The organism is Kitasatospora sp. NPDC057015 (assembly GCF_042673745.1).
GTDB lineage: Bacteria > Actinomycetota > Actinomycetes > Streptomycetales > Streptomycetaceae > Kitasatospora.
Genome location: NZ_JBHUSG010000044.1, coordinates 20,317 through 47,054, shown reverse-complemented (window position 1 = coordinate 47,054; position 26,738 = coordinate 20,317). Strand labels below are relative to the sequence as shown.

Below are 26,738 nucleotides of genomic sequence, written 5' to 3'. Positions count from 1 at the left end.
GCTGTGTTCTCCGCGGTGGGTCGTGGTTCGTATCCCCCGCATCCCCCCCCCGTCTCCCCCGGCCGGCCCCCCCCCCCCCCGGGGGGGCCCGCCCCCGACCGTGTTGCGGCAGCAGCTCGTTGCGGCGGTGGACCCGGTGGACGAATGCGCAGACGGCCGGAGTCGTCGCCCACCGCGTCGTCCACCGCGTCGGGGGTCTCGTGCGGAGAGCTCGGCTGCCACGCCGGAAGTGCCGCTCCAACTCCGGCCCCCAAGGGCCCGGCGTGCCCGGGCGGCCGGCCCTCCCGGTGTCGGCCGAACAGGGATCCCGGCCCTTCAGACGGTGAGGTGCTGGGTGGCCGTGTCCTCGGCGGGGGCCGCGGTGGCGATGCCGTGCTGCTCCTCCTCGGGGCGGCCCTTCCTGGGCAGCAGGAAGGTGATCGCGAGGAAGGCCGCCAGCAGGCACGCCTGGACGATCAGGGCACGGTGGAAACCGCCGGTGAAGTCGCCGGTCTCGGCCCGGGCGAAGAACGCCGACCCGAAGACGGCGACGCCGACGGAGCCACCGACCGCCTGGACTGCCGAGAGCACGCCGGAGGCGGACCCGATCTCGTCGTCGTCGACCGCGGCGAGGATGAAGCTGAACAGGGCGGCGATCACCATCCCCGCGCCGACACCCGCCACCGCCACGCCGGGGGCGATGTCCCAGATCGAGAACGAGGCCGCGTCGAGGCCGTCGAGTTCGAACCACAGCACCAGGGCGCCGATCAGTTGGACGACGGGTCCGATCTGCAGCACCTTGCGGCCGATCCTGTCCGCGAGGAACGCGCCGCTGACGGCGCCGCCGATCGCGGTTCCCACCGCGAGCGGCAGGTTGCCGAGCCCGGCCTCGCCGGCGGTGAAGTGCCGGCCGATCTGGAGGTAGAGGGTCAGCACGAGCTGGGTGCCGATCAGCCCGCCGAAGAACAGGGCGATGCCGCCGAGTCCGACGGTGAAGGCGGGCTTGCGCAGCAGGCCCGGGGTCACCAGCGGCTCGCGTCCCGCGGCTGCCGTCCGGCGCTGCTGGGCGGCGAACAGGGCGAATCCGATCGCCGAGGCGGCCATCGACAGCCAGGTCCAGAGCGGCCAGCCGTCCTCCTGGCCCTGGTTCAGCGGCAGTACGAGCAGGGCGCAGGGCGCCACGACCAGGGCCGCGCCGGTCGTGTCGACGCGCACGGTGCGGTCGCCCGCCTTCCTGGGGACGAACCTCGCGGCGACGACCAGTGCGGTGATGCCGATGGGCAGGTTGACCAGGAACACCGACCTCCAGCCGAGGCCGAAGAAGTCGCCTTCGATGAGGAAGCCGCCGAGGACGGGGCCGACGATCCCGCCCAGGCCCAGGACGGGGCCGAAGATCGCGAAGACCTTGGTGAGCTCGGGGCCGGAGAAGTTCTCCCGCAGCAGGCCCAGCCCCTGGGGCAGGAGCATCGCCCCGGCGGCGCCCTGCAGCAGGCGGAAGGCGATCAGCGATTCGATGTTCGGCGCGACGGCGCACAGCAGCGAGCCGGCGGTGAAGGCGGTCAGGCCGATCAGGAACATCCGGCGTCGGCCGTGGCGGTCACCGAGCCGGCCTCCGAGGACCAGACCGGCGCCCAGGGTGAGGGTGTAGCCGCCGATCACCCACTGCAGGCCGACCGGGCCGGATCCCAGCGACCTCTCCAGGTCCGGGCCGGCGACGTTGACGATCGAGGCGTCGAGGAGGTCCATGATCTCCGCGACGAGCGTCGCCACCAGGATCAGCCACCGCCATCGGTAGGGCTCGGTCGTTCCGTCGGGGGTGGTGGAAGGGTTGCCCACGCCAGATACCTCCATCGCGAAGTAGTTCCATGGTGAAATAGTTCCATGATGAAGGTAAAGTGGGGACGGTAGGTTGTCAAAGCGCGGCCACGCGGACCGCACGGGAGAGAAGGGCGGAGAGCCGGCATGGACGAAGCCGCGGACGACGGTGTCGCGCAGCAGCGGGAACGGTTGATGGAGTCGCTGAGGGTCTACGGCGGCCACTACGCCGAACTCGGCCGCCGCTTCGCCGCCTGGCTGGGCCTGCACTCCACCGACGCGACCGCGGTACTGGAGATCGCCGCCGCCGAGGAACGCGGCGCCCCCTTGTCGCCCGCCCGCCTGAGCGAGCGGATCTCCCTGTCCACGGGAGCCACCACCGCGCTGCTGAACCGTCTCGAAGCGGCAGGGCACATCACCCGCGCCCGGGAGCACACCGACCGCCGCATCGTCACCCTGCGCAGCGGCGGGCACATCCAGGATCGCGCGGACGAGTTCTTCGGTCCGCTCGCCCACCGCCTCGACACCGCGATGGCGCACTATCCGCCCCGGCTCCTGGAGCAGTTCGAGGCCTTCATGGCCGATCTGAACGCCACCATGGACACCCATCTCGGCCAGCAGGGCACGCAGCCTCCGCTCTCCTCCCCCACCCCGGGGCACCGGGCTCCCTGACCGGTGATCCTGCCGCCCGGGATGTGCGGACCACCGGCGAGGGCTTCTGCGGCGAGCAGGACGCGGCAGCGGAACCACCCGTCGCCGGACGCGGCAGGAGCCCGGTCGCTGAGCGCGAAGTAGAGGTCGGCCGCGCGGACGGCCTGCGGGGCCGTCCGGTGGCCGATGGCGTCGATGCCGCCGCGGGCGCCGGTCAGCACCGAGGCGGTGGCGGCGGCGAAGGAGAACAGCGCGGCGAGGCAGAGCGCGGTGAGTGCGCGGACGAGGCGGGGGGTGTTCCACCAGCCGCCGGTGAGCGGGGGCCGGCGGCGGAGCCGTCCCGGGGCCGGGCGCGGGGCCGAGCGGTGCGCGCCCGGCCCCGGAGCCTCCCGTCCCCCCGCGGTGGTGGTGCGGGGATCGCGCGGCGCGGGTATCCGGCCGGTCGTACCGGGGCCCTCCGCCCCCGGCGGGCTCGTCCTCCCCGGTACGACCGTTCTGCCCGATGCACCCGATGGCACGGCCGCGCGTCCCCTCCCCTTTTTCACCTGGCCGCCGGATTGGTTACCCGTGGAGGCTCCACCGGCGTGGTCACGGCCCGCGTCCCCCACGGAGCGGGCCGTTCCCTCGTCCGCGACGCCATGCCGCCGGAGATCGTCTTCCGGTTTCCCTGACGCTTTCCTGGCGCCGCGGGCACGGGTCTTGACGCCTCCTTGGCGCCAGAGCGATCACGGTTGGTACCGGTAGCCGATCCCGGGCTCGGTGATCAGGTACCGGGGGCGGGCCGGGTCGGGTTCGAGTTTGCGGCGCAGGCCGGCGAGGTAGACCCGCAGGTAGTTGCCGTGCTCCTCCTGCTCGGGGCCCCAGATCTCGCGCAGGATCTGTCGGCCGGGCACCAGCCTGCCCGGGCTGGCCAGCAGTATGGCGAGGATCCTCCACTCCGTCGGGGTGAGGCGTACGGGCCCGTCGGGGCCGGTCACGGTGGCCGCCGCGACGTCGACCTCGTGCCCGCCGATGACGGCCCGGGTGGGCGCCACCTCGCCCGGCGGGCGGCGCAGCACCGCCCGGAGGCGCGCCATCAGTTCCTCCATGACGAAGGGTTTGGTCAGGTAGTCGTCGGCGCCGGCGTCGAGGGCCCTGATCTTCTCGGCGGGGCTGTCGCGCCCGGAGACGACGATGATCGGCACCGCACTCCCCGCACGCAGGCCGCGGATGACGTCCATGCCGTCGAGGTCGGGCAGGCCGAGGTCGAGCAGGACCGCACCGGGCATGTCGCGGCCCGCCAGGTCGAGCGCCACGGCGCCGGTGGCGGCGGTGAGGACGGAGTAGTGCCGGGCGTGGAGGTTGATCCTCAGGGCACGCAGGATCTGCGGTTCGTCGTCGACGACGAGGATGTAACTCACACCGTCACCTCGCCGGGATCCGGATCGGGTGCCGGCTCGGGTTCGGCGGCGGGCAGGGTGAGGAGCATGGTGGTGCCGCCGCCGGGGGTGTCCTCGACGTCGAGGGTGCCGCCCATGGCTTCGGTGAGGCCGCGGGAGAGGGCGAGTCCGAGGCCGACGCCGGTGGTGTTGTCGGTGTCGCCCAGGCGTTGGAAGGGCAGGAAGACGCGGTCGCGGTCCTCGGGGGCGATGCCGGGGCCGCGGTCGATCACCCGGATCTCGACGCGGCCCGCGTGGTGGCTCGCGGCGACCAGGACGGGCGCGCCCGGGGCGTTGTGGCGCAGGGCGTTGGTGATGACGTTGGCCAGGACTCGTTCCAGCAGCGGCGGGTCGGCGAGGACGGCCGGGGCGCTGTCGAGGTCGAGCGGTTGGACCGGCGCGTCGGGGTCGGCGAGCGAGTCCATGGCACGGGGCAGCACCTCGTCCAGGTGCGTGGGCGTCAGGTGCAGGGTGAGGGCGCCGGCCTGGAGGCGGCTCATGTCCAGCAGGTTGTCGACCAGTCGGGTGAGCTTCACCAGGGACTCGTCGGCGAGGTCGAGGAGTTCGGCCTGGTCCTCCGGGGAGAACTCGACGTCGGGGCTGCGCAGCGAGCCGATCGAGGCGAGGGCGGCGGCGAGTGGCGTGCGCAGGTCGTGGCTGACGGCGGCGAGTAGCGCGGTGCGCATCCGGTCGGCCGCCTTGATGGGTTCGACCTCGGCGGCGGCGGTGGCGAGCCGGTCGCGTTCGAGCGCGGCGGCCACGTGGGCGGCGAACGCGGTCAGCACGCGTTGGTCGGCCGCGGGCAGCCTGCGCCCGGCCAGGATGAGCAACGCGTCGTCTCCGACGGGGACTTCGGTGATCTCACGGTCGGGCACCGGATCTCCCCCGGCGTCTCCCCCGGTCTCCGTCCGGGGGGTCCCCCATCGCGCCAGCACGTCGCCGCTGGTGCGGTCCAGGAGGGCGACGGAGTCCATGCCGAAGGCGGTGCGGGACTTCTCCAGCAGGGCGGGCAGGGCGTCGGCGCCGCGCAGGACGCTGCCGGCGAGGGTGGAGAGGGTCTCGGCCTCGGCGGTCGCGCGGGCGGCGCGGGTGGTGAGTTTGGAGGCGTGGTCGACGACGGTGGAGACGGTCAGGGCGACGGCGGCGAAGACGGCCAGGGCGATGACGTTGTTGGTCTCGGAGATGGTGAAGGTGTGGACCGGAGGGATGAAGTAGTAGTTGAGCAGCAGCGAGGCGACCAGTGAGGCCATCAGCGCGGAGGTGGCGCCGCCGAGCAACGCGACCGCGACCACGCCGAGTTGGAAGATCAGCGCGACGGTCGTGAGGTTCAGGCCGTTCAGCTGGGAGAGGACGGCGGTCAGCAGGGCGGGCAGGACCAGGCCGGCGGTGTAGCCGGCGACGGTGCGCCGCCTGGAGTGGCGGCGCCCCAGGGACGGCAGCCGCCCGCGGCCGGTGAGCTCGTGGGTGACCATGTGGACGTCGATGTCCTCGGAGGCGTCGACGGTGGTCTCGCCGATGCCGGGGCCGGTGAGGAAGCGGTTGATCCGGCCGCGTCGACTGGTGCCGAGCACCAGCTGGGTGGCGTCGTGGGCGCGGGCGAAGGCGAGCAGCGAGTCCGGGATGTCGTCGCCCACCACCACGTGGTAGCTGCCGCCCAGCGACTCGACGAGCTGCCGCTGCTCGGCGAGGTTTCCGGGGGAGGCGCCGGCCAGGCCGTCGCTGCGGGTGATGTGCACGGCGAGCAGGTCTCCGCCCGCGGTGCGGTCGGCGATGCGGGCGGCGCGGCGGATCAGCGTCCCGCCCTCGGGGCCGCCGGTGAGGGCGACCACGACCCGCTCCCTGGTCTCCCAGACCCGGTCGATGTTGTGGTTGGCGCGGTAGTCGCGCAGGCCCTCGTCGACCCGGCCGGCGACCCAGAGCAGGGCGAGTTCGCGCAGGGCCGTGAGGTTGCCGACCCGGAAGTAGTTGGAGAGCGCGGCGTCCACCTTCTCCGCCTTGTAGACGTTGCCGTGGGCCATCCGGCGGCGCAGGGCCTGCGGTGCCATGTCGACGAGTTCGATCTGGTCGGCGCGGCGGACCACCTCGTCGGGGACGGTCTCGCGCTGCGGGATTCCGGTGATCTTCTGCACGACGTCGTTGAGGGATTCGAGGTGTTGGATGTTGACGGTGGTGATGACGTCGATGCCGGCGGCCAGCAACTCCTCGACGTCCTGCCAGCGCTTGGCGTTGCGCCCGCCGGGGATGTTGGTGTGGGCGAGTTCGTCCACCAGGGCCACCGTGGGCCTGCGGGCGAGGATCGCGTCGGTGTCCATCTCGGTGAACTCGGCGTCCCGGTAGGTGCGGGTCAGCCGCGTGACGACGTCGAGGCCCTGGAGCATGTCCTCGGTGTGCCGGCGGCCGTGGCACTCGATGAAGCCGACCACCACGTCGGCCCCGCGTTCCTGTCTGCGGCGGGCCTCGTCCAGCATCCGGTACGTCTTGCCGACGCCGGGTGCCGAGCCGAGGTAGACCCTCAGTCTGCCGTGGCGGGTGAGGGTGCCTGGCGTGAGGTCGCGGGGCATGCGCGCTGCTCTTTCCTACGAGGGCGGCCTTGAGACGATCTGTACGGGCAAGCACCGGTGCGGTGCGGACTGTTCCGCTGAGCGGAACACATATGCGGGTGACCGGCCCGGGTACGGGGTGTGCTCCCCGTACCTGGGCCGGCCTGCCTACGCCGTGGGCGGTCGTGGCATCAGTTCTGCTCGTCGACTGCCCTGTTGAGCAGGACGACGTTGACGCCGTCCTGGCCGAGGAAGCCGAGCGAGCGGCCCTCGGTGTACTTCTCGACGAGGGCGTTCAGCTTGTCCGCCGGCAGGTTGCGGGCCTTGGCGACCCGGGCCACCTGCTCCTTGGCGTAGGCGACGGAGATGTGCGGGTCGAGGCCCGATCCGGAGGCGGTGAGCGCATCCACCGGGACGGTGGCCGGGTCCACGCCGTCGAAGGCCGCGACGGCGGCCCGGCGCTCCTCGACGGCCTTCAGCAGGTCCTCGCTGTTGGGGCCGAGGTTGGAGGCACCGGAGCTCGTCGGGTCGTAGGCGTAGGCGGAGGGCCGGGGCTGGAACCACTTGGGGTCCGGAGCCGGCGCCTCGTCCGGGTCGGCGCCCGTTGTTGAACCAGAAGGGGTCGTCTTGGGCAGGTCGTAGTTCTGGCCGAGCAGGCTGGAGCCGACCTCCTTGCCCTGGGAGCTGACGATCGAGCCGTTGGCCTTGTCACTGAAGGCGACCTGGCTGATGCCGGTGATCAGCAGCGGGTAGGCGAGACCGAGGATGACGGTCATCACCAGCAGCATCCGCAGCGCGGTGACGTGGGTGCGGACGGAGGTGGGCAGTGGCTTGGGCATGATTGCTGTTTCCTCCGTTTCAGCTCAGGCCGGGGATGAACTGGACTATGAGGTCGATGGCCTTGATGCCGACGAACGGCACCACGAGTCCACCGAGGCCGTAGATCCCGAGGTTGCGGCGCAGGAGGGATCCGGCGTCGGACGGGCGGTACTTGACGCCGCGCAGGGCGAGCGGGATCAGGCCGATGATGACCAGGGCGTTGAAGACGATCGCCGAGGTGATGGCGGACGTGGGGCTGTGCAGGCCCATGACGTTGAGGTGCCGCAGGCCCGGGTAGACGCCGGCGAACATCGCCGGGATGATCGCGAAGTACTTGGCGACGTCGTTGGCGATCGAGAAGGTCGTCAGCGCGCCCCGGGTGATGAGGAGTTGCTTGCCGATCTCGACGATCTCGATCAGCTTGGTGGGGTTGGAGTCCAGGTCCACCATGTTGCCGGCCTCCTTGGCCGCCATGGTGCCGGTGTTCATCGCCACACCCACGTCCGCTTGGGCGAGGGCCGGTGCGTCGTTGGTGCCGTCGCCGGTCATCGCGACCAGCTTGCCGCCCTCCTGCTCCTTCTTGATCAGGGCCATCTTGTCCTCGGGGGTGGCCTCGGCGAGGAAGTCGTCGACGCCGGCCTCCGCCGCGATCGCCCTGGCCGTCAGCGGGTTGTCACCCGTGATCATGACGGTGCGGATGCCCATCCGTCGCAGTTCGTCGAACCGCTCCTTCATGCCCTCCTTGACGACGTCCTTGAGGTGGATGACGCCCAGGGCACGCGGCGTGCCGTTCCCTATCCGCGATGCCACCAGCAGCGGGGTGCCGCCGGCCGCGGAGATCCCGTCGACCAGCTCCGCGACGTCGCTCCCGACGGTGCCGCCCTGCTCGGTGACCCAGTGGGTGACCGAGCCGGCCGCGCCCTTGCGCACCGACTGCACCGCCCCGCCCTCGTCCAGGTCGACGCCCGACATCCGGGTCTGCGCGGTGAACGGCACCCAGGTGGCGTGCTCCAACTCGCCCTGGGCGCGGGCCCGCAGGCCGTACCCGGTCTTGGCGAGGACCACGATCGAGCGTCCTTCGGGCGTCTCGTCCGCGAGGCTGGACAGCTGGGCCGCGTCCGCCAGCTCCTCGACGGTGACGCCGGCGGCCGGCCGGAACTCGGCGGCCTGCCGGTTGCCGAGGGTGATGGTGCCGGTCTTGTCGAGCAGCAGGGTGTTGACGTCCCCGGCGGCCTCGACGGCGCGACCGGACATCGCGAGGACGTTGCGCTGCACCAGGCGGTCCATGCCGGCGATGCCGATCGCGGAGAGCAGCGCGCCGATGGTGGTGGGGATGAGCGCGACGATCAGTGCGACCAGGACGACCATCGGCTGCGGGGCGCCGGCGTAGGTCGCCATCGGTTGCAGGGTCACGACCGCGATCAGGAACACGATCGTGAGGGAGGCCAGCAGGATGTTGAGGGCGATCTCGTTCGGCGTCTTCTGCCGGGCGGCGCCCTCGACCAGGGCGATCATCCGGTCGATGAAGGACTTGCCGGGCTCGGAGGCGATCTTCACCACGATCCGGTCGGACAGCACCCTGGTGCCGCCGGTCACGGCCGAGCGGTCGCCGCCGGACTCGCGGATCACCGGCGCGGACTCACCGGTGATCGCCGACTCGTCCACCGAGGCGACGCCCTCGACGACGTCACCGTCGCCGGGGATGGTCTGCCCGGCCTCGACCACCACGTGGTCACCGAGCCGCAGGGCCGTTCCCGGCACCTCCTCCTCGGCCTGCGAGGCGGGCCAGTCGGTGAGCCGGCGGGCCATCGCCTCGGTCTTCGCCCGGCGCAGGGTCTCCGCCTGCGCCTTGCCGCGGCCCTCGGCTACGGCCTCGGCCAGGTTGGCGAAGATCGTGGTCAGCCAGAGCCACACGGTGATCGCCCAGGCGAACACGCTCGGGTTCGCGACGGCGGAGACGGTGGTGACCACCGAACCGACCTCGACCACGAACATGACCGGGTTCTTGTACATGACGCGGGGGTCGAGCTTCTTCACCGCGTCGGGCAGCGCGGCGACGAGGAGTTTCGGGTCGAGGAGACCGCTGGCGACTCGGTGGGGCGCCTGGGCCCCGGTCGTGTCAGCCGGTGCCGGAGTGAGAGTGGACGACATCAGTGCAGACCTTCCGCGATCGGCCCGAGAGCCAGGGCCGGGAAGTAGGTGAGGCCGACGACGATCAGGACGACGCCCGACAGCAGGCCCACGAACAGCGGCTTGTGGGTGGGCAGGGTGCCCGGGGTGGCAGGAACCGGCTGCTGCCGGGCGAGCGAGCCGGCCAGCGCGAGCACGAACACCATCGGCAGGAACCGGCCGAACACCATCGCGAGACCCAGCGCGGTGTCGTACCAGTCCGTGTTGACGGTGATGCCGGCGAACGCCGACCCGTTGTTGTTGGCGGCCGAGGTGAAGGCGTACAGCACCTCGGAGAAGCCGTGCGGACCGGAGTTGAGCATGCCGGCCCGCTCGCCGGGCAGCGCCATCGCGACGCCCGTGCCGATCAGCACGATGCTCGGGGTGGTGAGGATGTAGAGGGAGGCGAACTTCATCTCCCGGCCGCCGAGCTTCTTGCCCAGGTACTCGGGGGTGCGGCCGACCATCAGACCGGCCACGAAGACCGCGACGATCGCCAGGATCAGCATGCCGTACAGGCCGGAGCCGGTACCGCCGGGCGCGATCTCGCCGAGCATCATGTTGAAGATCGTCAGGCCGCCGCCGAACGGGGTGAACGAGTCGTGGAAGGAGTTCACCGCGCCGGTGGACGTCAGCGTGGTCGAGGCCGCGAAGAGGCCGGAGGCCGCGATGCCGAACCGCTGCTCCTTGCCCTCCATCGCCGCGCCGGCCGCGTTCAGGGCCGTGCCGCTGTGCTGCGCCTCGGCGAAGGTGATCAGCGCCGCGGAGGCGACCCAGAACAGGCCCATCACGGCGACGATCGCGTAGCCCTGGCGGTTGTCGCCGACCATCCGGCCGAAGGCCCGGGGCAGCGCGAACGGGATCACCAGCAGCAGGAAGATCTCCAGCACGTTGGTGAAGCCGGTCGGGTTCTCGAAGGGGTGCGCGGAGTTGGCGTTGTAGAAGCCGCCGCCGTTGGTGCCCAGCTCCTTGATGACCTCCTGCGAGGCCACCGGGCCGCCCGGGATCGACTGCGGGTCGCCGGCGAGCGTCGCCACCTCGTGGAAGCCGTGGAAGTTCTGCACCACGCCGCCCGCCACCAGCACCAGCGCGAAGACGATCGCCAGCGGCAGCAGCAGGCGCAGCACGATCCGGGTCAGGTCGACCCAGAAGTTGCCGACCCGGTCGGTGCGGTTGCGGGTGAAGCCCCGGATGAGCGCCGCCACGACGGCGATGCCGACGGCGGCGGAGACGAAGTTCTGCACCGCAAGCCCGGCCATCTGCACCAGGTGGCCCATCGCGGACTCGCCGCTGTAGGACTGCCAGTTGGTGTTGGTGACGAAGGAGATCGCGGTGTTCCAGGCCTGGTGGCCGGGCATCTGCGGGACGCCCAGGTTCAGCAGAAGGAAGGTCTGGAGGCGGATCAGGCCGTAGAGGAAGAGGATCGAGACGGCCGAGAAGGCCAGTACCGAGCGGAGGTAGACCGGCCAGCGCTGGTCGGCGTCACCGTCGACGCCTATGAGGCGGTAGATGCCGCGCTCGACCTTGAGGTGCTTGGCGGTGGTGAGGAGTCCGGCGATGTGGTCGCCGAGGGGGCGGTAGCAGAGGGCCAGCGCGCCGACGAGGGCGAGGGCCTGCAGCCAGCCCGCGAGAGTGGAGCTCATGATCAGAACTTCTCCGGGTAGACCAGCGCCAGAACGAGGTAGCCGACGAGCGCGGCGGCGACGAGGAGACCTGCGATGTTCTCGGCGCTCACAGCTTCTCCACCCCTCGCGCGATCAGGGCGATGACGGCGAACACGGCGACCGTGACACCGACGAAGATGAGATCGGACATGGGCTCCACCCAGGTGGTTCAAGGGCCTGGCCGTTCCGGTCCGAAGACCGGCGACGGCGCCGGTGGCAGACCGGCAAGAGCAGCAAACCAGCCGGTCACGCCGCTATGAGCCGTCCTGACGAGCTCCATACGGGCACCCCCGCGACATTGACGCGTCCTTGATGCCGGCGCCACACACCCGGGACCTGAGGTCGTCCGGAACGCATCGGGCCCCGGGCAGCCGTGGAGCTGCCCGGGGCCCGTGCACGGGGAGTGTCAGACCTTCTCGGACTCCGGGACGCGCTTCGTCCGGACCGGCTCGCCACGCCGGACGGCGCCGGGGGCGCGGCGGGCCGGGCGGTCGGCCCTGGGGGCCGAGGAGAGCTGCCAGGGCACGCTGATGACCATCACGCCGGTGGTGAACAGCAGTCTGCTCTTCAGCCAGAGCGCGGACTGGTTGTGCAGCAGGTGCTCCCACCAGTGGCCGACCACGTACTCCGGGATGAACACGGCGACGGCGTCGCGCGGGTTGCCCTGCCGGACGCCCCGGACGTACCCGACGACCGGCTTGGTGATCTCGCGGTACGGCGAGTCCAGCACCTTCAGGGGCACCTGGATGCCGGACTCGTCCCACTGGGCGCTCAGCTCGTCGGTGGAGTCCTGCTCGACCGCGACCGTGACGGCCTCCAGGGTGTCCGGGCGGAACGCCTCGGCGTAGCCGATCGCCCGCAGGGTGGGCTTGTGCAGCTTGGAGACCAGCACGATGCCGTGCACCCGGGACGGCCGGGCCGACTCGGCCTGCGGGTCCTCCACGGCCAGTTCCTCGGCGACGGTGTCGTAGTGCCGGCGGATGCCGCGCATCATCAGCCAGAGCACGATCGCGGCGACCACCGCCAGCCAGGCGCCCTGGGTGAACTTGGTCAGCAGCACGATCACCAGGACCAGCGCCGTGGTGACCGCGCCCAGGCCGTTGATGATCCGCGAGCGCTGCGCCGCGCCCCGCACCGCGGCATCGCCCTCGGTGGCCAGCGCCCGGTTCCAGTGCCGGACCATGCCGATCTGGGACAGCGTGAAGGAGGTGAAGACGCCCAGGATGTACAGGTGGATCAGGCTGGTGACGTCCGCCTTGTAGAGCCAGAGCAGGCCGCCGGCCACCACCGCGAGGGCGATGATGCCGTTGGAGAACGCCAGCCGGTCACCGCGGGTGTGCATCTGCCGGGGCAGGTAGCGGTGCTCGGCCAGGATCGAGGCCAGCAGCGGGAACCCGTTGAAGGCGGTGTTGGCGGCCAGGATCAGCACCAGCGCCGTCGCCGCCTGGATCAGGTAGAAGAGGAGGCTGTCGCTGCCGCCGAACACGGAGGCCGCCAGCTGGGCGATCACGGTCTGCTGGGTGTAGGTCGAGCAGTCCCCCGCGATGCCGGTGAGCTGGCAGGCGTCGTCGACGTAGTGCACCTTCGCGACCAGGGCGAGCGCGGTGACACCGACGAACATCACCACCGCGGTGATCCCCATGACGGCCATGGTGGTGGCGGCGTTGCGCGACTTGGGCGCCCGGAAGGCGGGCACGCCGTTGGATATCGCCTCCACACCGGTCAGCGCGGTACAGCCGGAGGCGAAGGCCCGCAGGCCGAGCAGCAGCAGGCCGAGCCCGGCCAGGGCGTCCTTGCCGTGCTCCGGCTCGACCCCGAACGCCGCGCTCTCGGCGACCGGCGCGTGCCCGAACACCATCCGGACCAGACCGGTGGCGATCATCAGCAGCATGGCCCCGATGAACAGGTACGTCGGCGCGGCGAACGCGTTGCCGGACTCCCGGACACCCCGCAGGTTCATCGCCATCAGCAGCGCCACGAAGCCGACCGCCAGCAGGACGCGGTAGTCCGCGAGGCTCGGCAGCGCCGAGATGATGTTGTCCACCCCCGAGGCCACCGACACCGCGACGGTCATCACGTAGTCGACCAGCAGCGAGGCCGCCACCACGAGTCCCGAGTTGGCCCCGAGGTTGCGCGAGACCACCTCGTACGAGCCGCCCCCGCTCGGGTAGGCGTGGACGACCTGGCGGTACGAGGCCACCACGACCACCATCAGCGCCACCACACCGGCGGCGACCCACGGGGTCAGGTACAGGAAGGCGGTGCCGCCGACGGTGAGCACCAGCAGGATCTCCTGGGTGGCGTAGGCCACCGAGGAGAGCGGGTCGGACGCGAAGATCGGCAGCGCCAGTCGCTTCGGGAGCAGGGTCTCGCCCAGTTCCTCGCTGCGCATGGCCCTGCCGATGACAAGGCGCTTCAGCGCCTGGGGCAGATTGAACACACGGGCGAGCGTATGCGGCTGCGACGTTAAGACAATGGGCCCGAAATCGGCCCCCCGAACCTTCGACGACCTCTCCGACCTGTCTGTTTCCGCAGGTCAGAGAGGCCAACCATGACCAAGGGGCATCCCACCCGGGGGGCGTTAAGGGTGCCGTTAAGAGATCGTCAAGATATGCCCACCGAATCGGACATACGAGCCAATTCGGCCTATCTGCCGGATCAGTCCGCCTACATCCTCATCCGCAGTCGGCACACCACCGCGTCGGTGTGCCGCCGCAGCGCCCGGTCGATCACGGCGCCGCGCCGGTTCTGCAGCGCGCGCTGCCAGAGCCGGACGGGCTCGACCTCGGGGATCAGCACGGTGACCCGGTCGTAGGCGTGCTCGGCGGCGAGCTCGTTGACGAAGGCGGCGATCGGCGGCCCGAGCCGGCGGTGGGCGTCGGCCACCTCCACCAGGGCGACGCCCGGCCGCCACAGCTCCCAGTCGCGGCGCAGCGCCTCGGCGACCTGCCGGTCCTCGGCGTCGGGCGCGGTGTGCACGACCGTGACCGCGAGCACCTCGTCGCCGAGCGAGACCGCGGCGCTCAGGGCGTCCCGGGTCAGGCGGGTGATCGCGGTGACGGGTACGACGACCAGGGAGCGCTGCCGTTCGACCGCGCCCGGTACCCGGCCCAGTTCCAGCCGGGCACCGATCCGGGCATAGGTGCGGTGGATCAGTTCGAAGAGCAGGACGAGGAGGGGCAGCGCCAGGCAGATGCCCCAGGCGCCCTCGGTGAACTTGGTGCCGGTGACGACGATCGTCGCGACCCCGGTGAGCAGCGCGCCGAAGCCGTTGAGCATGGCCTTGCCCCGCCAGCGCGGGCCGCGCTCCCGGTGCCAGTGCCGCACCATGCCGATCTGGCAGATCGTGAAGCCCACGAAGACACCGATCGCGAACAGCGGGACGAGGCTGTTGACGTCCCCGCCGGAGGCGACCAGCAGCGCGGCCGACACGATCGAGAGGAAGAGCACGCCGTGGCGGTGCACCTGGTGGTCGGCGCGCAGCGCGAAGACGTGCGGCAGGTGGTTGTCACGGGCCAGCAGGCGCAGCAGGACGGGCAGGCCGCCGAAGGAGGTGTTGGCCGCCAGCCCGAGCAGGATCACGGTGGCGAACTGGACCAGGTAGAAGCCGAAGCCGTGGCCGAGCGAGGCGTCCGCCAATTGCGCGAGGACGGTGACCCCCTCCACCGGCTGGAGGTGGAAGCGGCCGATCAGGACGGCGAGACCGATCAGCATCACGCCGAGCAGGCCGCCGAGCGCGACCTCGGTGTGCTGAGCGCGCTTCACCCGCGGCGTCCGGAAGGACGGGACGGCGTTCGCGACGGCCTCCACGCCGGTCAGCGCCGAGCAGCCGGCGGCGAACGCCTTGAGCAGCAGCAGCGCGCCGACCGCGGTGGCGTTGCCGGCCAGCGCCGAGGCATGACCGGCGGCGGCCTCGGTGGAGGCGGGCGCGTCCCGGAACAGGCCGACGACGATGATCGCCATGATCGACAGGACGAAGACGGCCGTCGGTGCCATGAACCAGCGCGCGGACTCCGCGATCCCCCGCAGGTTCACGGCGGTGACCACGGCGAGAACCGCCAGGCAGAGCCAGACCCGCTGCTCGTACAGGCCGGGGAAGGCGGAGGTCAGGGCGGCGACCCCGGCCGTGACGGACACCGCCACGTTCAGGATGTAGTCGATCACCAGGGAGGCGGCGGCCGTCAGTGCCGTCCGTCTGCCCAGGTGGGCCTTGGCGACGGCGTAGGAGCCACCGCCGTCCGGGAAGGCCGCGATCACCTGCCGGTAGGAGGCCACCAGCACGGCCAGCAGCACGGCGATCGACACGGTGACCGGCAGGGTGAAGCCGAGTCCGTAGCCGCCGGCCGCGGCGAGCACCAGCACGATCGACTCGGGCCCGTAGGCCACCGAGGCCATCGCGTCCAGCGACAGTGCGGCGAGGCCCCCCAGCGCGGTGAGCTTGTCACGGCCCTCGCCCGCGGCACCGGTGTCAGGGGGCTCGGGCTCGCCGGCCTCCAGCGCCGGCACGGGTTGCTGCCCCTTGGTGGTACCGAACATGGGTTGTGACCTCCGTCGATCGGGATGTGGTCCGATCCTGGCCGGTGCCCCAGGCCGCTGCCGGCGGTCCATACGGGACCCTGACGGCCCCGCGGGTATCCCTGACGGGGCCTTGACGCCCGGGGTCGAGCCGCTGCCCCGGGGGTGAACGCCGCTGCCCGGGGGCGAACGCCGCTGCCCGGGGGCCAATGCCGCTACCCCGGGGCGCCGTCGGCCTGACGGCCGTGAACGGACAGCGCTCCGGGGCAGCGACTTCCTGCACACCCGTTGCCGGTGGCACGCGGCAGCGGGCGGATCGTGGGCCGGTCGGGGCGCTCGGGGCGATGTCGCCGCCGTCGTACTCGCCCCCGGATCCTTGACGCCCTGTCAGTCCAGGGTGCTCCGCACACGGTGCAGAGAAGGGAGGATCTGCACGCGGACCTTCCGCCGGGGCAGCGCGGCGGGCAGTGCCGACACCAGGGCGGCGGCGGCGAACAGCCCGAGGCGGGCGCCCTCGACACCCGCGCCGCCCCACTCCAGGATGGCGTAGCGGTGGACCACGAAGCCGTTGAAGAACAGCCAGCCGACACCGGCGATCAGCGGCGCCGCCACCGGGCGGGAGACCGCGCCGAGAATGGCGCAGAGGACGGCGAAGGCGCCCAGCGCGAACCAGGTGGCGTGCAGCTCACCGACCACGGCCAGGGCCGCGACGAGGGCGGCGAAGGCGCCGAACGCGACCACGCCCGACATGCTCACCGGGAGACGGTCCGGCGCCGGCCGGAAGGTGCGCCGGCCGGGGCGGGCACGGTAGAGCAGCATGGGCGAACTCCCCTTCTCAGCGGCTCGGGGCCGGCTTCTCAGCGGCTCGGGGCCGGGGTGGTCGGCAGGTGCCAGACGTTGCGCCGGTGGAAGGCCTCCAGCTCGCGGTGGAGCGAGGGCCTCGGCACGGCGAGCACCGGGCAGGACGCGTGCCGGACGCAGTGCGCCGTCACGGAGGGCCGAAGCCCCCGGCGCAGCAGGCTGCCGCCGCCGGCCCCGACCACCAGCAGGTCGCCCGGGCGGTCCGCGGTGTGCACCAGGGCGGCGCCGCCGTCGCCGCGGATGACCTGTGCGCAGAGCCGCACCCCTGCCGGCGCACCGCCGAACGCCTCGTCCAGGGCCTCGCGCAGGCGGCCGGCGGCGGTCTCCTCCCAGGTCGCCAGCAGGGGCGGGCAGGGCGCGAGCCGGTATCCGTGCTCACCGCCCGGCGGGGTCCACGCGAGCACCGCCAGCAGCTCGGCGCCGGTGCCCCGGGCCTCGGCGACGGCCCGGTGCAGCGCTGCCAGGCTGCCGAGCGATCCACTCACACCGACCACGATCCGCCCGGGACGCCGCTCGTCGCGGCCGACCCCGTCCAGGTCCGTCATTTCCGTTCCTCGTATCCTCGACTGCCTCCAGCCAAGCGCACGGGACCGGGGGTCGGCCGTTCCCTGACGCTTCCCTGACGGTCGCGGCGGTGATCCGAACGAGTCCCTGACGGGGGACGTCACGGACCGGGACGGACCGCACCACCGGGTCGCTCCGGGCCGCCCCCTCGTGGCCCTCTCCGGTGCCTGTCCCGGGCCCGCGCAACCCCCGTTGGGCCGAACGGACGAGCCACGTCAAGGCTTCGTCAGGGGAGGGCCCCGGGCAGTCAACGAGTCGTCAGGAACGCGGGCTTCGTGCATGGGCCCACCTAGCGTCGGTGATGTTCCCCTCGGGTCGACGAGGACCCGCCCCATCTCCACCAGCCTTCCGGAGCACCCGCCATGACCCACACCACCCCGGCCCCTGCGGAGCCCGAAGAACCCCGGCCCGTGCTGCACGTCCCGGTCCGGGCCGTGGGAGCCGCGTACGTACTGCGGCTCTTCAAGCAGCGCGACGGCAGCCGCTGCGCCGTCGCGTTCACCTCGGCCACCGCGCTGACCATGCTGCTCGGGCCCACCCAGCGCTCCGTCCAGCTCGCCGAACCCGCCCTGCGCGCCCTGGCGACCCCGCTCGGCACCACCACGCTGGTCGTCGACCCGCAGTTGGTCGCCCCGCCCGTCGCCCCGCACACCGCGGCGCGCGCCTCCCGGGCCGCCGTGCACGCCGCGCCCCGTTTCCCCGCCCTGCAGCCCCAGCGATGACCGCCGACCGCCCGGCCGACCCGGCCGACGAGGTGGAGTTCGAGGCCGCCGGCCCGGCCCGGGCCGACTCCCCCGCCCTGCGGCTGTGCCTCGACGAGGTCACGGTCGGTGCCCGAAGGCAGCGCCCGGCCCGCGGCGGCGCCCTCGCCGGCGCCCCCGACGGGTTCGACCCGCGCACCGCGGGACGGCCGCTCCGGGCCGTCGCCCGCATCGCCCACGGGCCGGTACCGCTGGACTTCCAGCGGCTGGCGGCCCGGATCCCCGCCCTGCAGTGGGGGCTCGCCCTCGCCGGGCAGGCCGACCTGGAACTGCACCTGGCCTGCGTCGACGAGCGCGAGCTGCGCGCCGTCGTCGCGGACCTGCGCCGGGCCGGCGCCGCCAGGGTCCAGGTCGAGCTGGTCCTGCGCCGCCTCGTGCCCACCCGGGACCCGGCAGCCGGCACCACACCCCTCGTGACCATCGCAAGGAGCGCCGCCTCATGACCCTCACCCCCGTCCGCGGCTGCCTGTACGCCGACGAACCCGACACCGCTCCCGGCAACCCCGTCGGCACCCCCTGGCCGGCCTCGGCCCAGGACGGCCCCGCCGGGCTCACCGTCGCCGGGGTCGCCCTCGCCGACGCCGCCGACCGCTTCGGCACCCCGCTCTACGTCCTCGACGAGGACGAGGTCCGCACCCGCTGCCGGGCCTACCGCACCGCCCTGCCCGGCGCGGAGGTGCTGTACGCCGCGAAGGCGTTCCTGTGCAGCGCCCTCGCCGACTGGATCGCCGAGGAGGGCCTCGGGCTCGACGTCTGCTCCGAGGGCGAGCTGCGCCTGGCCGCGGCAGCCGGTTTCCCGCCCGAGCGGATCCTGCTGCACGGCAACGCCAAGAGCCCCGAGGAACTGCGGCTCGCCCGGCGCCTGCGGGTCGGGCGGATCGTCGTCGACAACCTCGCCGAGATCACCCGGCTCGCGGCCCTCACCGCGGCGCACACCCCGCAGCGCGTCCTGGTCCGGGTGGTCCCGGGCGTGGCCGCCGGCCACCACGAGGCCGTCCGCACCGGGGTGGCGGGGCAGAAGTTCGGCTTCGCCCTCGAAGGGGGTGACGCCGAGGAGGCCGTCCGGCGGATCCTGGCCCAGCCCGGACTGGTGCTGACCGGCCTGCACTGCCACCTCGGCTCGCAGATCCCCTCCGTCGAGCCGTACCTCACCGCCGTCGACCGCCTCGTCGAACTCCTCGCGGCGATCCGCGACGAGCACGGCGTCCAGTTCCCGGAGCTCGACCTCGGCGGCGGACACGCGGTGCCCTACCTCCCCGGGGAGGCCGGGCTGGACCTGGACGAGTTCGCCGCGCTCGTCCCCGTCCGGCTGGCCGACGCCTGCAAGCGCCACCGCCTGGACGTCCCCCGCCTGGTCGTCGAACCGGGCCGGGCGGTCGTCGCGCCGGCCGCGGTGGCGGTCTACCGGGTGCTGACGGTCAAGCACACCGCCGACGGCCGGGTATTCGCCGCGGTCGACGGCGGCATGAGCGACAACCCCAGGCCCGCCCTGTACGGCGCCCGGTACGCGGTGCGCCTGGTCGGCCGCACCTCCACCGCCGCCGTACGGGAGGTCGACGTGGTCGGCCGCCACTGCGAGGCCGGCGACGTCCTGGTCCGCGGTGCCCGGCTGCCCGCCGACCTGCGCCCGGGCGATCTGCTGGCCGTCCCGGCCGCCGGCGCCTACCAGCTCTCGATGGCCTCCGGCTACAACCTGGTCGGCCGCCCGGCCGTCGCCGCCGTCCGCGGCGGCCGGGCCCGGCTGCTGATCCGGCGGGAGAGCGTCGAGGACTTCCGCGGCCGCGAGGTCGGCCGCTGAGCCGTCCTCGCCGCGACCCGGCGCGGCCCGCCGACGACCCGAACCCGCCGACGACCCCTACCCGCTGACGCCTCGCCAAGGTGGTGTCCACATGACCGTTCTCAGCTCCCTCCACCTCCGCACGCCCGCCCGCACCCCCCGAGAACAGGGATCCGCGCGCGCGTTCCTGACCCGACTCGTCCGACGGCTGGCCGACAGCCCCCTCGACAGTTCGGTGCTGCAGGCCCTCGGCGGCGCCGACGGCCTGCGCGCGTCAAGGCAGCGTCAAGGAAGGGCCGGGACGCGTACGTCGTACGTCAAGGGCCGGTGTCACCCGGCCGGCGAGGGCGTCGAATGGAAGGCAGCGCCGGCCGGAGTCCTCCGAGGCGCAGCGGCCCGTCCCGACCGGCAGTCGCCGACCGGGACGCTGAAGGGAAGCAGGAAGCCATGGTCGGGAACAGTCGGGTCATCGTCGGGATCAACGGCTCGTTGAGCAGTCTCGCGGCGCTGTACCGGGCGGTGGAGGAGGCCGGCAGACGCGACGCGCTGCTCGTCCCGGTGATCGCGTGGTCCACCGCGGACAGGGAGCTCCGGCCGGTCTCGGAGCTGGAGCACGCCGCCCGCAGGCGGCTGGACACGGCGTTCGAGCAGGCCTTCGGCGGGTACCCCGCCGACCTGGTCATCCGTCCGCTGGTGGTCCGCTCCGAACCCGGCTCCGCCCTGGTGGCCGCTGCGGGTCGCCCCGACGACCTGCTGGTGCTCGGCAGCGGCCACCACGGCAGGGTCCAGCGGGCGCTGCACGGATCGGTCGCCGGGCACTGCCGCGCCCACGCACGCTGCGAGGTGGTCGTGGTGTCGCCGTCCGCACTGCTCGCGAGCCTGGAACTCACCGCGCGCAGCGGGGCGCCGATGCCCTTCGTCGCCGGCCGCACCCAGGCCTCGCAGCACCCCGCCGCGGCACGCTGAACGCGGGGCGGCGACCCGCGCGAAACGCCGGCGCCCCCGTCAGAGGTCGATCAGGGGCCGGGCGGTCCTGCCGCAGCGGCTCGATCGCCGGGACGCCGGGCGTCAGCTCGCGTGCTGCTCGGCGTCGATCTCGGCGATCAGGCTCTCGACGAGGTGCTTGATCGCGTCGCGGATGGGGCGGACGGCTTCGACGCCCTGGCCGGCCGGGTCGTCGAGCTTCCAGTCCAGGTACTTCTTGCCCGGGAAGTACGGGCAGGCGTCGCCGCAGCCCATGGTGATGACGTAGTCGGAGGCCTGGACCGCGTCGGTGGTCAGCACCTTGGGCTGCTGGTCGGAGATGTCGACGCCGAGCTCGGCCATCGCGGCGACCGCCGACGGGTTGATCCGGTCCCCGGGCACGGAGCCGGCGGAGCGGACCTCGATGCGGTCGCCCGCGAGGTGGCGCAGGAATCCGGCCGCCATCTGGGAGCGGCCCGCGTTGTGGATGCAGACGAACAGCACGGACGCGGAAGCGGTGGTGGGCATGGCTCTTCCTTCATCGAGACCCGCGGCGGGCGCGGTGCGTCTCAGGCCCGGGTGGGCCGTCTGGCTTGGGTTTTCCCCCGACGGCCGCTAACGTATCAGCCCATGGTGATGTCAGTCGACAGTGACGTGATGAAGGCCCTGGCCGACCCGCTGAGGATCCGGATCCTCACGCTGCTCGCCCAGGAGGCGCTGTGCACGACCCACCTCGTCGAGGAGACCGGCGCCCGCCAGACGAACCTGTCGAACCACCTCAAGATCCTCCGGGACGCCGGACTCGTCGACACCGAGCCGTGCGGTCGCTTCACCTACTACTCGCTCCGCCCCGACGCCCTTGAGGCCGTGGCGGCGGAGTTCGCCGGGCTGGCCGCCACCGCCCGCGAAGCCGCCGCGAGCAATCGCAAGCGGTCCTGCTGAACCACCCACCCCCGCCCGGCGGCCGGCCCGCCCCCTCCTAGGAGTACCCGTTGAGCGCCATAGACGAGGCCAGACCCGAGATCACCCGGGCGGAACCCCTGGCCGCCGAGCCTCCCCCGGCCGCCGGCCGGGGGCGCCCGCACGCCGTCCCGCTGCTGAACCGCGTCGCGGCCGAGCTGGTCGGCACCGCCGCCCTGGTGGCCGTCGTGGTCGGCTCCGGCATCCAGGCCACCGAGCTCAGCGAGGATGTCGGCCTGCAGCTGCTCGCCAACTCGCTGGCCACCGTCTTCGGCCTCGGCGTGCTGATCCTGCTGCTCGGCCCCGTCTCCGGCGCGCACTTCAACCCCGTCGTCACGCTGGCCGAGTGGTGGACCGGCCGCAGGGACCCCAAGGGCCTGGGCCCGCGCGAGGTCGCCGCCTACATCCCCGCGCAGATCGTCGGCGCCGTCGCCGGGGCGATCCTGGCGGACGCGATGTTCGGCCAGACACTGGTGCAGTGGTCCACGCACGACCGTTCCGCCGGCAACCTGCTGCTCGGCGAGGTCGTCGCCACGGCGGGCCTGGTCCTGCTGATCTTCGGGCTCGCGAAGACCGACCACCTGCGGTTCGCACCCGTCGCGGTCGCCTCCTACATCGGCGCCGCCTACTGGTTCACCTCCTCCACCTCCTTCGCCAACCCGGCCGTCACCATCGGGCGCGCGTTCACCGACACCTTCGCGGGCATCGCCCCGGGCTCCGTGCCGGGCTTCGTCGGCGTGCAGCTGATCGGCGGTGTCCTGGGCCTGGCCCTGGTGGCACTGATTTTCGACCACCGCCGCCGCAGCACGACCGCGGCCGGTTCGAAGTGAGCACGGTCCGACGCACCCAGGTCGTCGGCGCCGGGCCGGCCGGCCTCGCCACCGGCCGGCGGTTCGGCGCCCTGCCGGCCTGAGCACCCCCGATCCCGGCACAACCGGGCGGGCGCGGTATCGGCAGGACGGCAGCGGCATGGCGGCAGCGGCAGCTGATCGACCCCCGCTCAGCCGACGGCCGGGCTTCGGCGTTCGACCAGCACGACGTCCCGCCAGACGCCGTGGTGTCGGCCGATCCGCTCGCGGGTGCCGATGGCCCGGAAGCCCGCCCGCCGGTGCAGGGCGAGGCTGGCGGTGTTCTCGGGGAAGATCCCGGACTGGATCGTCCAGATGCCGGCGGCCTCGGTGGAGTGGATCAGGACGTCCAGCAGGGCGCAGGCGACGCCGCGACCGCGGGCGTCGGGGTGGACGTAGACGGAGTGCTCGACCACGCCGGCGTACGCGCACCGGTCGGAGACCCGGCTCGCGGCGACCCACCCGAGCACTCGGCCGCCCGGCTCAAGGGCGACGTGGCGGTGGGCCGGGAGCTTCCCGGCGTCGAACGCCGCCCAGGTCGGAGCCTCGGTCTCGAAGGTGGCGTCGCCCTCGTCGATCCCGGCCCGGTAGATCGTCAGGACCTGGGTGGCATGGGCGCCGGCCATGGCGGCGATGGTGAAGTCACCGGCCACAGTCGGCCGCCCGCCCGTCGGAACCCTCGCCGACGCTCGCCCGCTCGACGATCTCACCGACGGCCATCGGCCGGCCCTCGACGGCCAGCAGGTGGAGCAGCCGGACACGGGTCGGATCGACCAGTGCCTTGAACCACGCCGCGTAGCGCTCGGCGGCTTCCGCGTCGATCAGGGGGCCGGTGGAACGCGTCTCGTTCATCGACGATCGACGATGGTCGACGACACACCCGCGGCAACATCCCCGGCAAGCCGGGCGGCCGTCAACGAACGGCCGACAGCAGGCCGGCCATGGCGGCGAGCACCTCGGGGGCGACCCGGTAGTAGACCCAGGTGCCGCGGCGCTCGCTGGTGAGCAGGCCGGCCTCGCGCAGCTTCTTGAGGTGGTGGGAGACGGTGGGCTGGGAGACGCCGACGTCCTGGATGTCGCACACGCACGCCTCGCCGCCCTCGTGCGAGGCGACCCGGGAGAACAGCCGCAGCCGCACCGGGTCCGCGAGCGCCTTGAACATCGCGGCCATCCGCACCGAGTCCGCCTCGGACAGGGCTGCCGAGGTGACGGGCGGGCAGCACGACACGGCCTCGGGCTCGACGACCGGCAGCTCCAGCGCCTTCAGATTCGACATATGTCTATGTTGACATCCGTCGAAGCGAGCGGCAAGCTCGGAGGCACATCGACAAACGTCGAATCAGTGAAGCGGGTGGCCCTCCCCGTCCGCCGACCCGTACGCCCCCGCCACTTCCCCCTTCGGAGCCCCTGCCATGAGCGAGAACACCACCGAGCAACTGCCTGTCGTCGTGATCGGCGCCGGCCCGATCGGCCTGGCCGCCGCCGCCCACCTGATCGAACGGGACATCGAACCCCTGGTCCTGGAAGCCGGGCCCGGCGCCGGTACCGCGGTGCGCGAGTGGTCCCACGTCCGGCTGTTCTCGCCCTGGGCCGAGGTCGTCGACCCGGCGGCCGAGAAGCTCCTCGCCCCGACCGGCTGGGTCCGCCCCGACGGCGCGCTCTACCCCTCCGGCGGCGAATGGGCCGAGCAGTACCTGCTGCCGCTCGCCGACGTCCTGGGCGCGCACGTCCGCTACGACGCCCGGGTCACCGGCGTCGCGCGCGCCGGACGCGACCGGATCGTCGACTCCGGCCGCGACGAGCAGCCCTTCACCGTCCACGTCACCACCGCCGACGGGGGCGAGCAGCGCATCACCGCCCGCGCCGTCATCGACGCCTCCGGCACCTGGTCCACCCCCAACCCGCTCGGCGCCGACGGCCTGCCCGCGCTCGGTGAACGCACCCACGCCGCCCGGATCTCCTACCGCGTCCCCGACCTGAAGGACGCCGCCGTCCGCGCCCGTTACGCGGGCAGGCGCACCGCCGTGGTCGGCACCGGCGCCTCCGCCTTCACCGCCCTCGCCCTCCTCGCCGAGCTAGCGAAGGACGAGCCCGGTACCCACGCCGTGTGGGTACTGCGCCGTGGCATCGGCTCCGGCACGTACGGCGGCGGCGAGGCCGACGAGCTGCCCGCCCGCGGTGCGCTCGGCCTGCGGGCCAAGGCCGCCGTCGACGCCGGGCACGCCACCGCGCTCACCGGCTTCCGCACCGGCGCCGTCGAGCAGGACGGCGACCGGGTGGTACTCGTCGCCGAGGACGGCCGCCGCAGTGAGGCCGTGGACGAGGTCGTCGTCCTCACCGGGCTGCGCCCCGACCTGTCCTTCCTGTCCGAGGTCCGCCTCGGCCTCGACGAACGCCTCCAGGCGCCGGTGGAACTGGCACCGCTGATCGACCCGAACCGGCACTCCTGCGGCACCGTCTACCCGCACGGCGCGAAGGAGCTCTCCCACCCCGAGAGCGGCGTCCACCTGGTCGGCATGAAGTCCTACGGACGCGCGCCCACCTTCCTCGCCATGACCGGCTACGAGCAGGTCCGCTCCGTCGCCGCACACCTCGCCGGCGACCACGAGGCCGCGGCCCGGGTCGAGCTGACCCTCCCGGAGACCGGCGTGTGCGGCGGCGCCGGGCTCTTCGACCAGCCCGACACCGAGCAGACCGACGGCGGCGGCTGCTGCTCGGCGCCCGCCGCACCGCAGCTCATCACCCTCGGCGCCGCGTCGCAGGACTCCTGCTCGACCGCCGGCGGCTGCTGACCGGTCCGGTGACCAGCACCCAGTCCGCAGGGCCACCGCGACCGTCGTGCGCTTCCACCGGCCGCCCGGTCAGGAGTCGGCCCAGGTCAGCGGATCGCCGGGGAGCGCATGCCGCTCCAGCCCACCGGCCGGCCCGGTGGCCGCGCCGCCGACCGCCGCCGGCGTCGCGGTGACGGTGGGGCCCGCCACCGTCACGGTCGGGCCGGGCACCGTAACGGGTGACGGTCGGCTGCGGCCGGGAGTCGTCGTTCACCTGGGCCTGAGTGAAGAAGCCGCCCGCGGACGGCCGAGATCGACGGACTCTTGGTCACCACGGGACGGCAGCCCGTGTCGTGTCGCTTGAGGGGGCGCGAAGGTGGGCGCAGTCGGCGAGCATGGTGGTGACCGGGCCGGGAAGGAGACGGCCGGTGCGGGTGAGGACCGTGCTGGATCGCGAGGGTGGCGAGGGCGGCGTCGGCGCCGTCCCGCGGCCGGGTGACGACTCCGGGGTCAACCACCGGCGTGTGCCGGAAGGCGGTGCGGAGGAGCGATGGCGCTGCTCGTGGTGAAGGGCGACGAGCTCGTCGTCGACCTGTCGTGGTGGGAGAAGGTCGCGGCGCGGCGCGGTGAGGTGCGCGCGCCCGTGTCCGCGATCCACCGGGTGAGCGTCGAGCCCGACTGGTGGCGTGCTCTGCGCGGCGTGCGGGGGCGCGGCACCTGGATTCCCGGTGTCCTGTCCTACGGCATCCGTACGCACTACCTGGGGGAGGACTTCTCGGCCGTGCGGGTCCGGGGCCGCCGGCCCGTCGTCTGCGTCGACCTGTGGAGCTCCTCGCCGTACGCCCGCTTGGCCGTCACCGACCCGGACCCCGACGGCACCGTTCGGGCCATCCGCACCGCCGCCGGCCTCTGACCGCCACGCGGAACGCCCCCCGGGGTGTCCCGGCAGCGGCTGTCGGACACGCGGTGCCGGGTGACCTGCCCCCGCCGGGTTGCCCTCGTCCGCGATCCGGTCGTGCGGCGGTAGGGAGGCGGGAGCATCATGGGCACCACGAGGACAGAGGAGGTCCGGGCGATGGACATCTCGTTGGTCACCGAGCGGCTCGTCATTCGGGACTGGTCCGTGGACGACGCCGAGGACGCCCTGGCGATCTACGGTTCGCCGGATGTCGCGCGTTGGCTGACCCCGGCGATGGAGCGCGTCGGTGACGTGGCGGCGATGCGCTCGGTGCTGCAGGCGTGGCAGGAGGCGCAGCCGAACCTGCCGCCGCCCCGCGGACGGTGGGCCGTGCAGCGCCGGGACGACGGCGCGGTCGTCGGCGGCCTCGGCATCCGGCTGCTGCCGCCGTACGAGGACGACCTGGAGATGAGCTGGCAGGTGGCCCCCGAGGCGTGGGGGCAGGGCTATGCCACCGAGGGCGGCCGCGCGCTCATCGCCTGGGCCTTCACGCAGGACGCCGAGGAGCTCTTCGCGGTCGCGCGGCCGACCAACGTCCGCGCCATCGCCATGGCGAAGCGCCTCGGCATGGAGTGGGTCGGCGAGACCACCAAGTACTACGGCCTCAGCCTGCAGGTCTACCGCATCCGCCCCGGCGACCTGACCGGCACCGGCCGGGAATCGCCGTGAGCAGTGCGCGATCCCCGGCGCGGCCACGATCCCGTC

The 26,738-nt window shown here is 72.9% G+C and carries 26 protein-coding genes; 10 read left to right on the top strand and 16 right to left on the bottom strand.

Translation table 11 applies throughout. The features are described 5' to 3' along the window. Window positions 1-315: 315 nt before the first annotated feature. The gene (locus ACFTWP_RS31655) at window positions 316-1,815 is read right to left on the bottom strand and encodes an MFS transporter (protein WP_380268394.1); all 1,500 of its coding nucleotides are present in this window, start codon (window positions 1,813-1,815) and stop codon (window positions 316-318) included. Between the two features lie 126 nt (window positions 1,816-1,941). On the opposite strand from ACFTWP_RS31655, the gene ACFTWP_RS31650 reads away from it, so the two are divergent. Then, window positions 1,942-2,466, top strand: a complete 525-nt coding sequence (locus ACFTWP_RS31650) for a MarR family winged helix-turn-helix transcriptional regulator (RefSeq protein WP_380268393.1) — start codon at window positions 1,942-1,944, stop codon at window positions 2,464-2,466. Window positions 2,467-3,170: 704 nt separating this feature from the next. Here ACFTWP_RS31650 and ACFTWP_RS31645 read toward each other — a convergent pair. The 10 genes from ACFTWP_RS31645 to ACFTWP_RS31600 all read right to left on the bottom strand — a co-directional run bounded on the left by ACFTWP_RS31645 (window position 3,171) and on the right by ACFTWP_RS31600 (window position 16,976). Beyond that, window positions 3,171-3,845: a response regulator gene (locus ACFTWP_RS31645; RefSeq protein ID WP_380268392.1), complete on the bottom strand. Its 675-nt coding sequence runs from the start codon at window positions 3,843-3,845 to the stop codon at window positions 3,171-3,173. After that, the gene (locus tag ACFTWP_RS31640) at window positions 3,842-6,424 is read right to left on the bottom strand and encodes an ATP-binding protein (RefSeq protein WP_380268391.1); all 2,583 of its coding nucleotides are present in this window, start codon (window positions 6,422-6,424) and stop codon (window positions 3,842-3,844) included. The genes ACFTWP_RS31645 and ACFTWP_RS31640 overlap by 4 nt, the downstream gene beginning before the upstream one ends. A gap of 170 nt (window positions 6,425-6,594) precedes the next feature. Beyond that, the gene (gene kdpC, locus ACFTWP_RS31635; protein ID WP_380268390.1) at window positions 6,595-7,242 is read right to left on the bottom strand and encodes a potassium-transporting ATPase subunit KdpC; all 648 of its coding nucleotides are present in this window, start codon (window positions 7,240-7,242) and stop codon (window positions 6,595-6,597) included. A gap of 19 nt (window positions 7,243-7,261) precedes the next feature. Beyond that, window positions 7,262-9,373, bottom strand: a complete 2,112-nt coding sequence (gene kdpB, locus ACFTWP_RS31630; RefSeq protein ID WP_380268389.1) for a potassium-transporting ATPase subunit KdpB — start codon at window positions 9,371-9,373, stop codon at window positions 7,262-7,264. Further along, on the bottom strand, window positions 9,373-11,034 hold the full coding sequence (kdpA, locus tag ACFTWP_RS31625; protein WP_380268388.1) for a potassium-transporting ATPase subunit KdpA: 1,662 nt from the start codon (window positions 11,032-11,034) through the stop codon (window positions 9,373-9,375). Before kdpA ends, kdpB begins: the two co-directional genes overlap by 1 nt. Window positions 11,035-11,036: 2 nt before the next feature. Next, on the bottom strand, window positions 11,037-11,126 hold the full coding sequence (gene kdpF, locus ACFTWP_RS31620) for a K(+)-transporting ATPase subunit F (protein ID WP_380268387.1): 90 nt from the start codon (window positions 11,124-11,126) through the stop codon (window positions 11,037-11,039). A gap of 335 nt (window positions 11,127-11,461) precedes the next feature. Then, window positions 11,462-13,447: an APC family permease gene (locus ACFTWP_RS31615; RefSeq protein ID WP_380268431.1), complete on the bottom strand. Its 1,986-nt coding sequence runs from the start codon at window positions 13,445-13,447 to the stop codon at window positions 11,462-11,464. A 275-nt stretch (window positions 13,448-13,722) separates the two neighbouring features. Beyond that, a complete protein-coding gene (locus tag ACFTWP_RS31610) occupies window positions 13,723-15,591 on the bottom strand; it encodes an APC family permease (RefSeq protein ID WP_380268386.1) in 1,869 nt (622 codons plus the stop codon). A gap of 366 nt (window positions 15,592-15,957) precedes the next feature. Continuing rightward, a complete protein-coding gene (locus ACFTWP_RS31605) occupies window positions 15,958-16,389 on the bottom strand; it encodes a hypothetical protein (protein ID WP_380268385.1) in 432 nt (143 codons plus the stop codon). A 38-nt stretch (window positions 16,390-16,427) separates the two neighbouring features. Next, complete coding sequence (locus ACFTWP_RS31600) at window positions 16,428-16,976, bottom strand: universal stress protein (RefSeq protein ID WP_380268384.1); 549 nt, start codon at window positions 16,974-16,976, stop codon at window positions 16,428-16,430. A gap of 381 nt (window positions 16,977-17,357) precedes the next feature. Between ACFTWP_RS31600 and ACFTWP_RS31595 the strand changes: the two genes are divergently transcribed. The 4 genes from ACFTWP_RS31595 (at window position 17,358) to ACFTWP_RS31580 (ending at window position 20,499) form a co-directional block, all read left to right on the top strand. After that, complete coding sequence (locus ACFTWP_RS31595) at window positions 17,358-17,717, top strand: SAV_915 family protein (protein WP_380268383.1); 360 nt, start codon at window positions 17,358-17,360, stop codon at window positions 17,715-17,717. Continuing rightward, complete coding sequence (locus ACFTWP_RS31590; RefSeq protein WP_380268382.1) at window positions 17,714-18,199, top strand: hypothetical protein; 486 nt, start codon at window positions 17,714-17,716, stop codon at window positions 18,197-18,199. Before ACFTWP_RS31595 ends, ACFTWP_RS31590 begins: the two co-directional genes overlap by 4 nt. Continuing rightward, entirely contained in the window at window positions 18,196-19,554 is a 1,359-nt protein-coding gene (gene lysA / locus ACFTWP_RS31585) for a diaminopimelate decarboxylase (RefSeq protein ID WP_380268381.1), read from the top strand. The genes ACFTWP_RS31590 and lysA overlap by 4 nt, the downstream gene beginning before the upstream one ends. A gap of 426 nt (window positions 19,555-19,980) precedes the next feature. Then, a complete protein-coding gene (locus ACFTWP_RS31580; RefSeq protein ID WP_380268380.1) occupies window positions 19,981-20,499 on the top strand; it encodes a universal stress protein in 519 nt (172 codons plus the stop codon). 102 nt (window positions 20,500-20,601) lie between these two features. Here ACFTWP_RS31580 and ACFTWP_RS31575 read toward each other — a convergent pair whose 3' ends face one another. Further along, window positions 20,602-21,024, bottom strand: coding sequence for an arsenate reductase ArsC (locus ACFTWP_RS31575; RefSeq protein WP_380268379.1), 423 nt, complete (start codon window positions 21,022-21,024; stop codon window positions 20,602-20,604). 102 nt (window positions 21,025-21,126) lie between these two features. Here ACFTWP_RS31575 and ACFTWP_RS31570 point away from each other — a divergent pair, with 102 nt between their 5' ends. Both ACFTWP_RS31570 and ACFTWP_RS31565 read left to right on the top strand, forming a co-directional pair. After that, complete coding sequence (locus ACFTWP_RS31570) at window positions 21,127-21,438, top strand: ArsR/SmtB family transcription factor (RefSeq protein ID WP_380268378.1); 312 nt, start codon at window positions 21,127-21,129, stop codon at window positions 21,436-21,438. A gap of 50 nt (window positions 21,439-21,488) precedes the next feature. After that, window positions 21,489-22,286, top strand: coding sequence for an aquaporin (locus tag ACFTWP_RS31565; RefSeq protein ID WP_380268376.1), 798 nt, complete (start codon window positions 21,489-21,491; stop codon window positions 22,284-22,286). Between the two features lie 170 nt (window positions 22,287-22,456). Here the strand turns inward: ACFTWP_RS31565 and ACFTWP_RS31560 are convergent, their stop codons facing one another. The 3 genes from ACFTWP_RS31560 to ACFTWP_RS31550 form a co-directional block, all read right to left on the bottom strand. Further along, a complete protein-coding gene (locus ACFTWP_RS31560) occupies window positions 22,457-22,930 on the bottom strand; it encodes a GNAT family N-acetyltransferase (RefSeq protein WP_380268375.1) in 474 nt (157 codons plus the stop codon). Window positions 22,931-22,946: 16 nt separating this feature from the next. Further along, window positions 22,947-23,156, bottom strand: a complete 210-nt coding sequence (locus tag ACFTWP_RS31555; protein WP_380268374.1) for a hypothetical protein — start codon at window positions 23,154-23,156, stop codon at window positions 22,947-22,949. A 61-nt stretch (window positions 23,157-23,217) separates the two neighbouring features. Beyond that, window positions 23,218-23,580 (bottom strand): metalloregulator ArsR/SmtB family transcription factor, encoded by a 363-nt coding sequence (locus tag ACFTWP_RS31550; RefSeq protein WP_380268373.1) that lies wholly within the window; start codon window positions 23,578-23,580, stop codon window positions 23,218-23,220. 136 nt (window positions 23,581-23,716) lie between these two features. Between ACFTWP_RS31550 and ACFTWP_RS31545 the strand changes: the two genes are divergently transcribed. After that, on the top strand, window positions 23,717-25,096 hold the full coding sequence (locus ACFTWP_RS31545; protein ID WP_380268372.1) for an NAD(P)-binding domain-containing protein: 1,380 nt from the start codon (window positions 23,717-23,719) through the stop codon (window positions 25,094-25,096). Window positions 25,097-25,165: 69 nt separating this feature from the next. On the opposite strand, the gene ACFTWP_RS31540 is transcribed toward ACFTWP_RS31545, so the two are convergent. Next, on the bottom strand, window positions 25,166-25,291 hold the full coding sequence (locus ACFTWP_RS31540) for a hypothetical protein (protein WP_380268371.1): 126 nt from the start codon (window positions 25,289-25,291) through the stop codon (window positions 25,166-25,168). Between the two features lie 334 nt (window positions 25,292-25,625). On the opposite strand from ACFTWP_RS31540, the gene ACFTWP_RS31535 reads away from it, so the two are divergent. Both ACFTWP_RS31535 and ACFTWP_RS31530 read left to right on the top strand, forming a co-directional pair. After that, a complete protein-coding gene (locus ACFTWP_RS31535; RefSeq protein ID WP_380268370.1) occupies window positions 25,626-25,988 on the top strand; it encodes a hypothetical protein in 363 nt (120 codons plus the stop codon). A 162-nt stretch (window positions 25,989-26,150) separates the two neighbouring features. Beyond that, a complete protein-coding gene (locus tag ACFTWP_RS31530) occupies window positions 26,151-26,702 on the top strand; it encodes a GNAT family N-acetyltransferase (protein WP_380268369.1) in 552 nt (183 codons plus the stop codon). Window positions 26,703-26,738 lie beyond the last annotated feature (36 nt).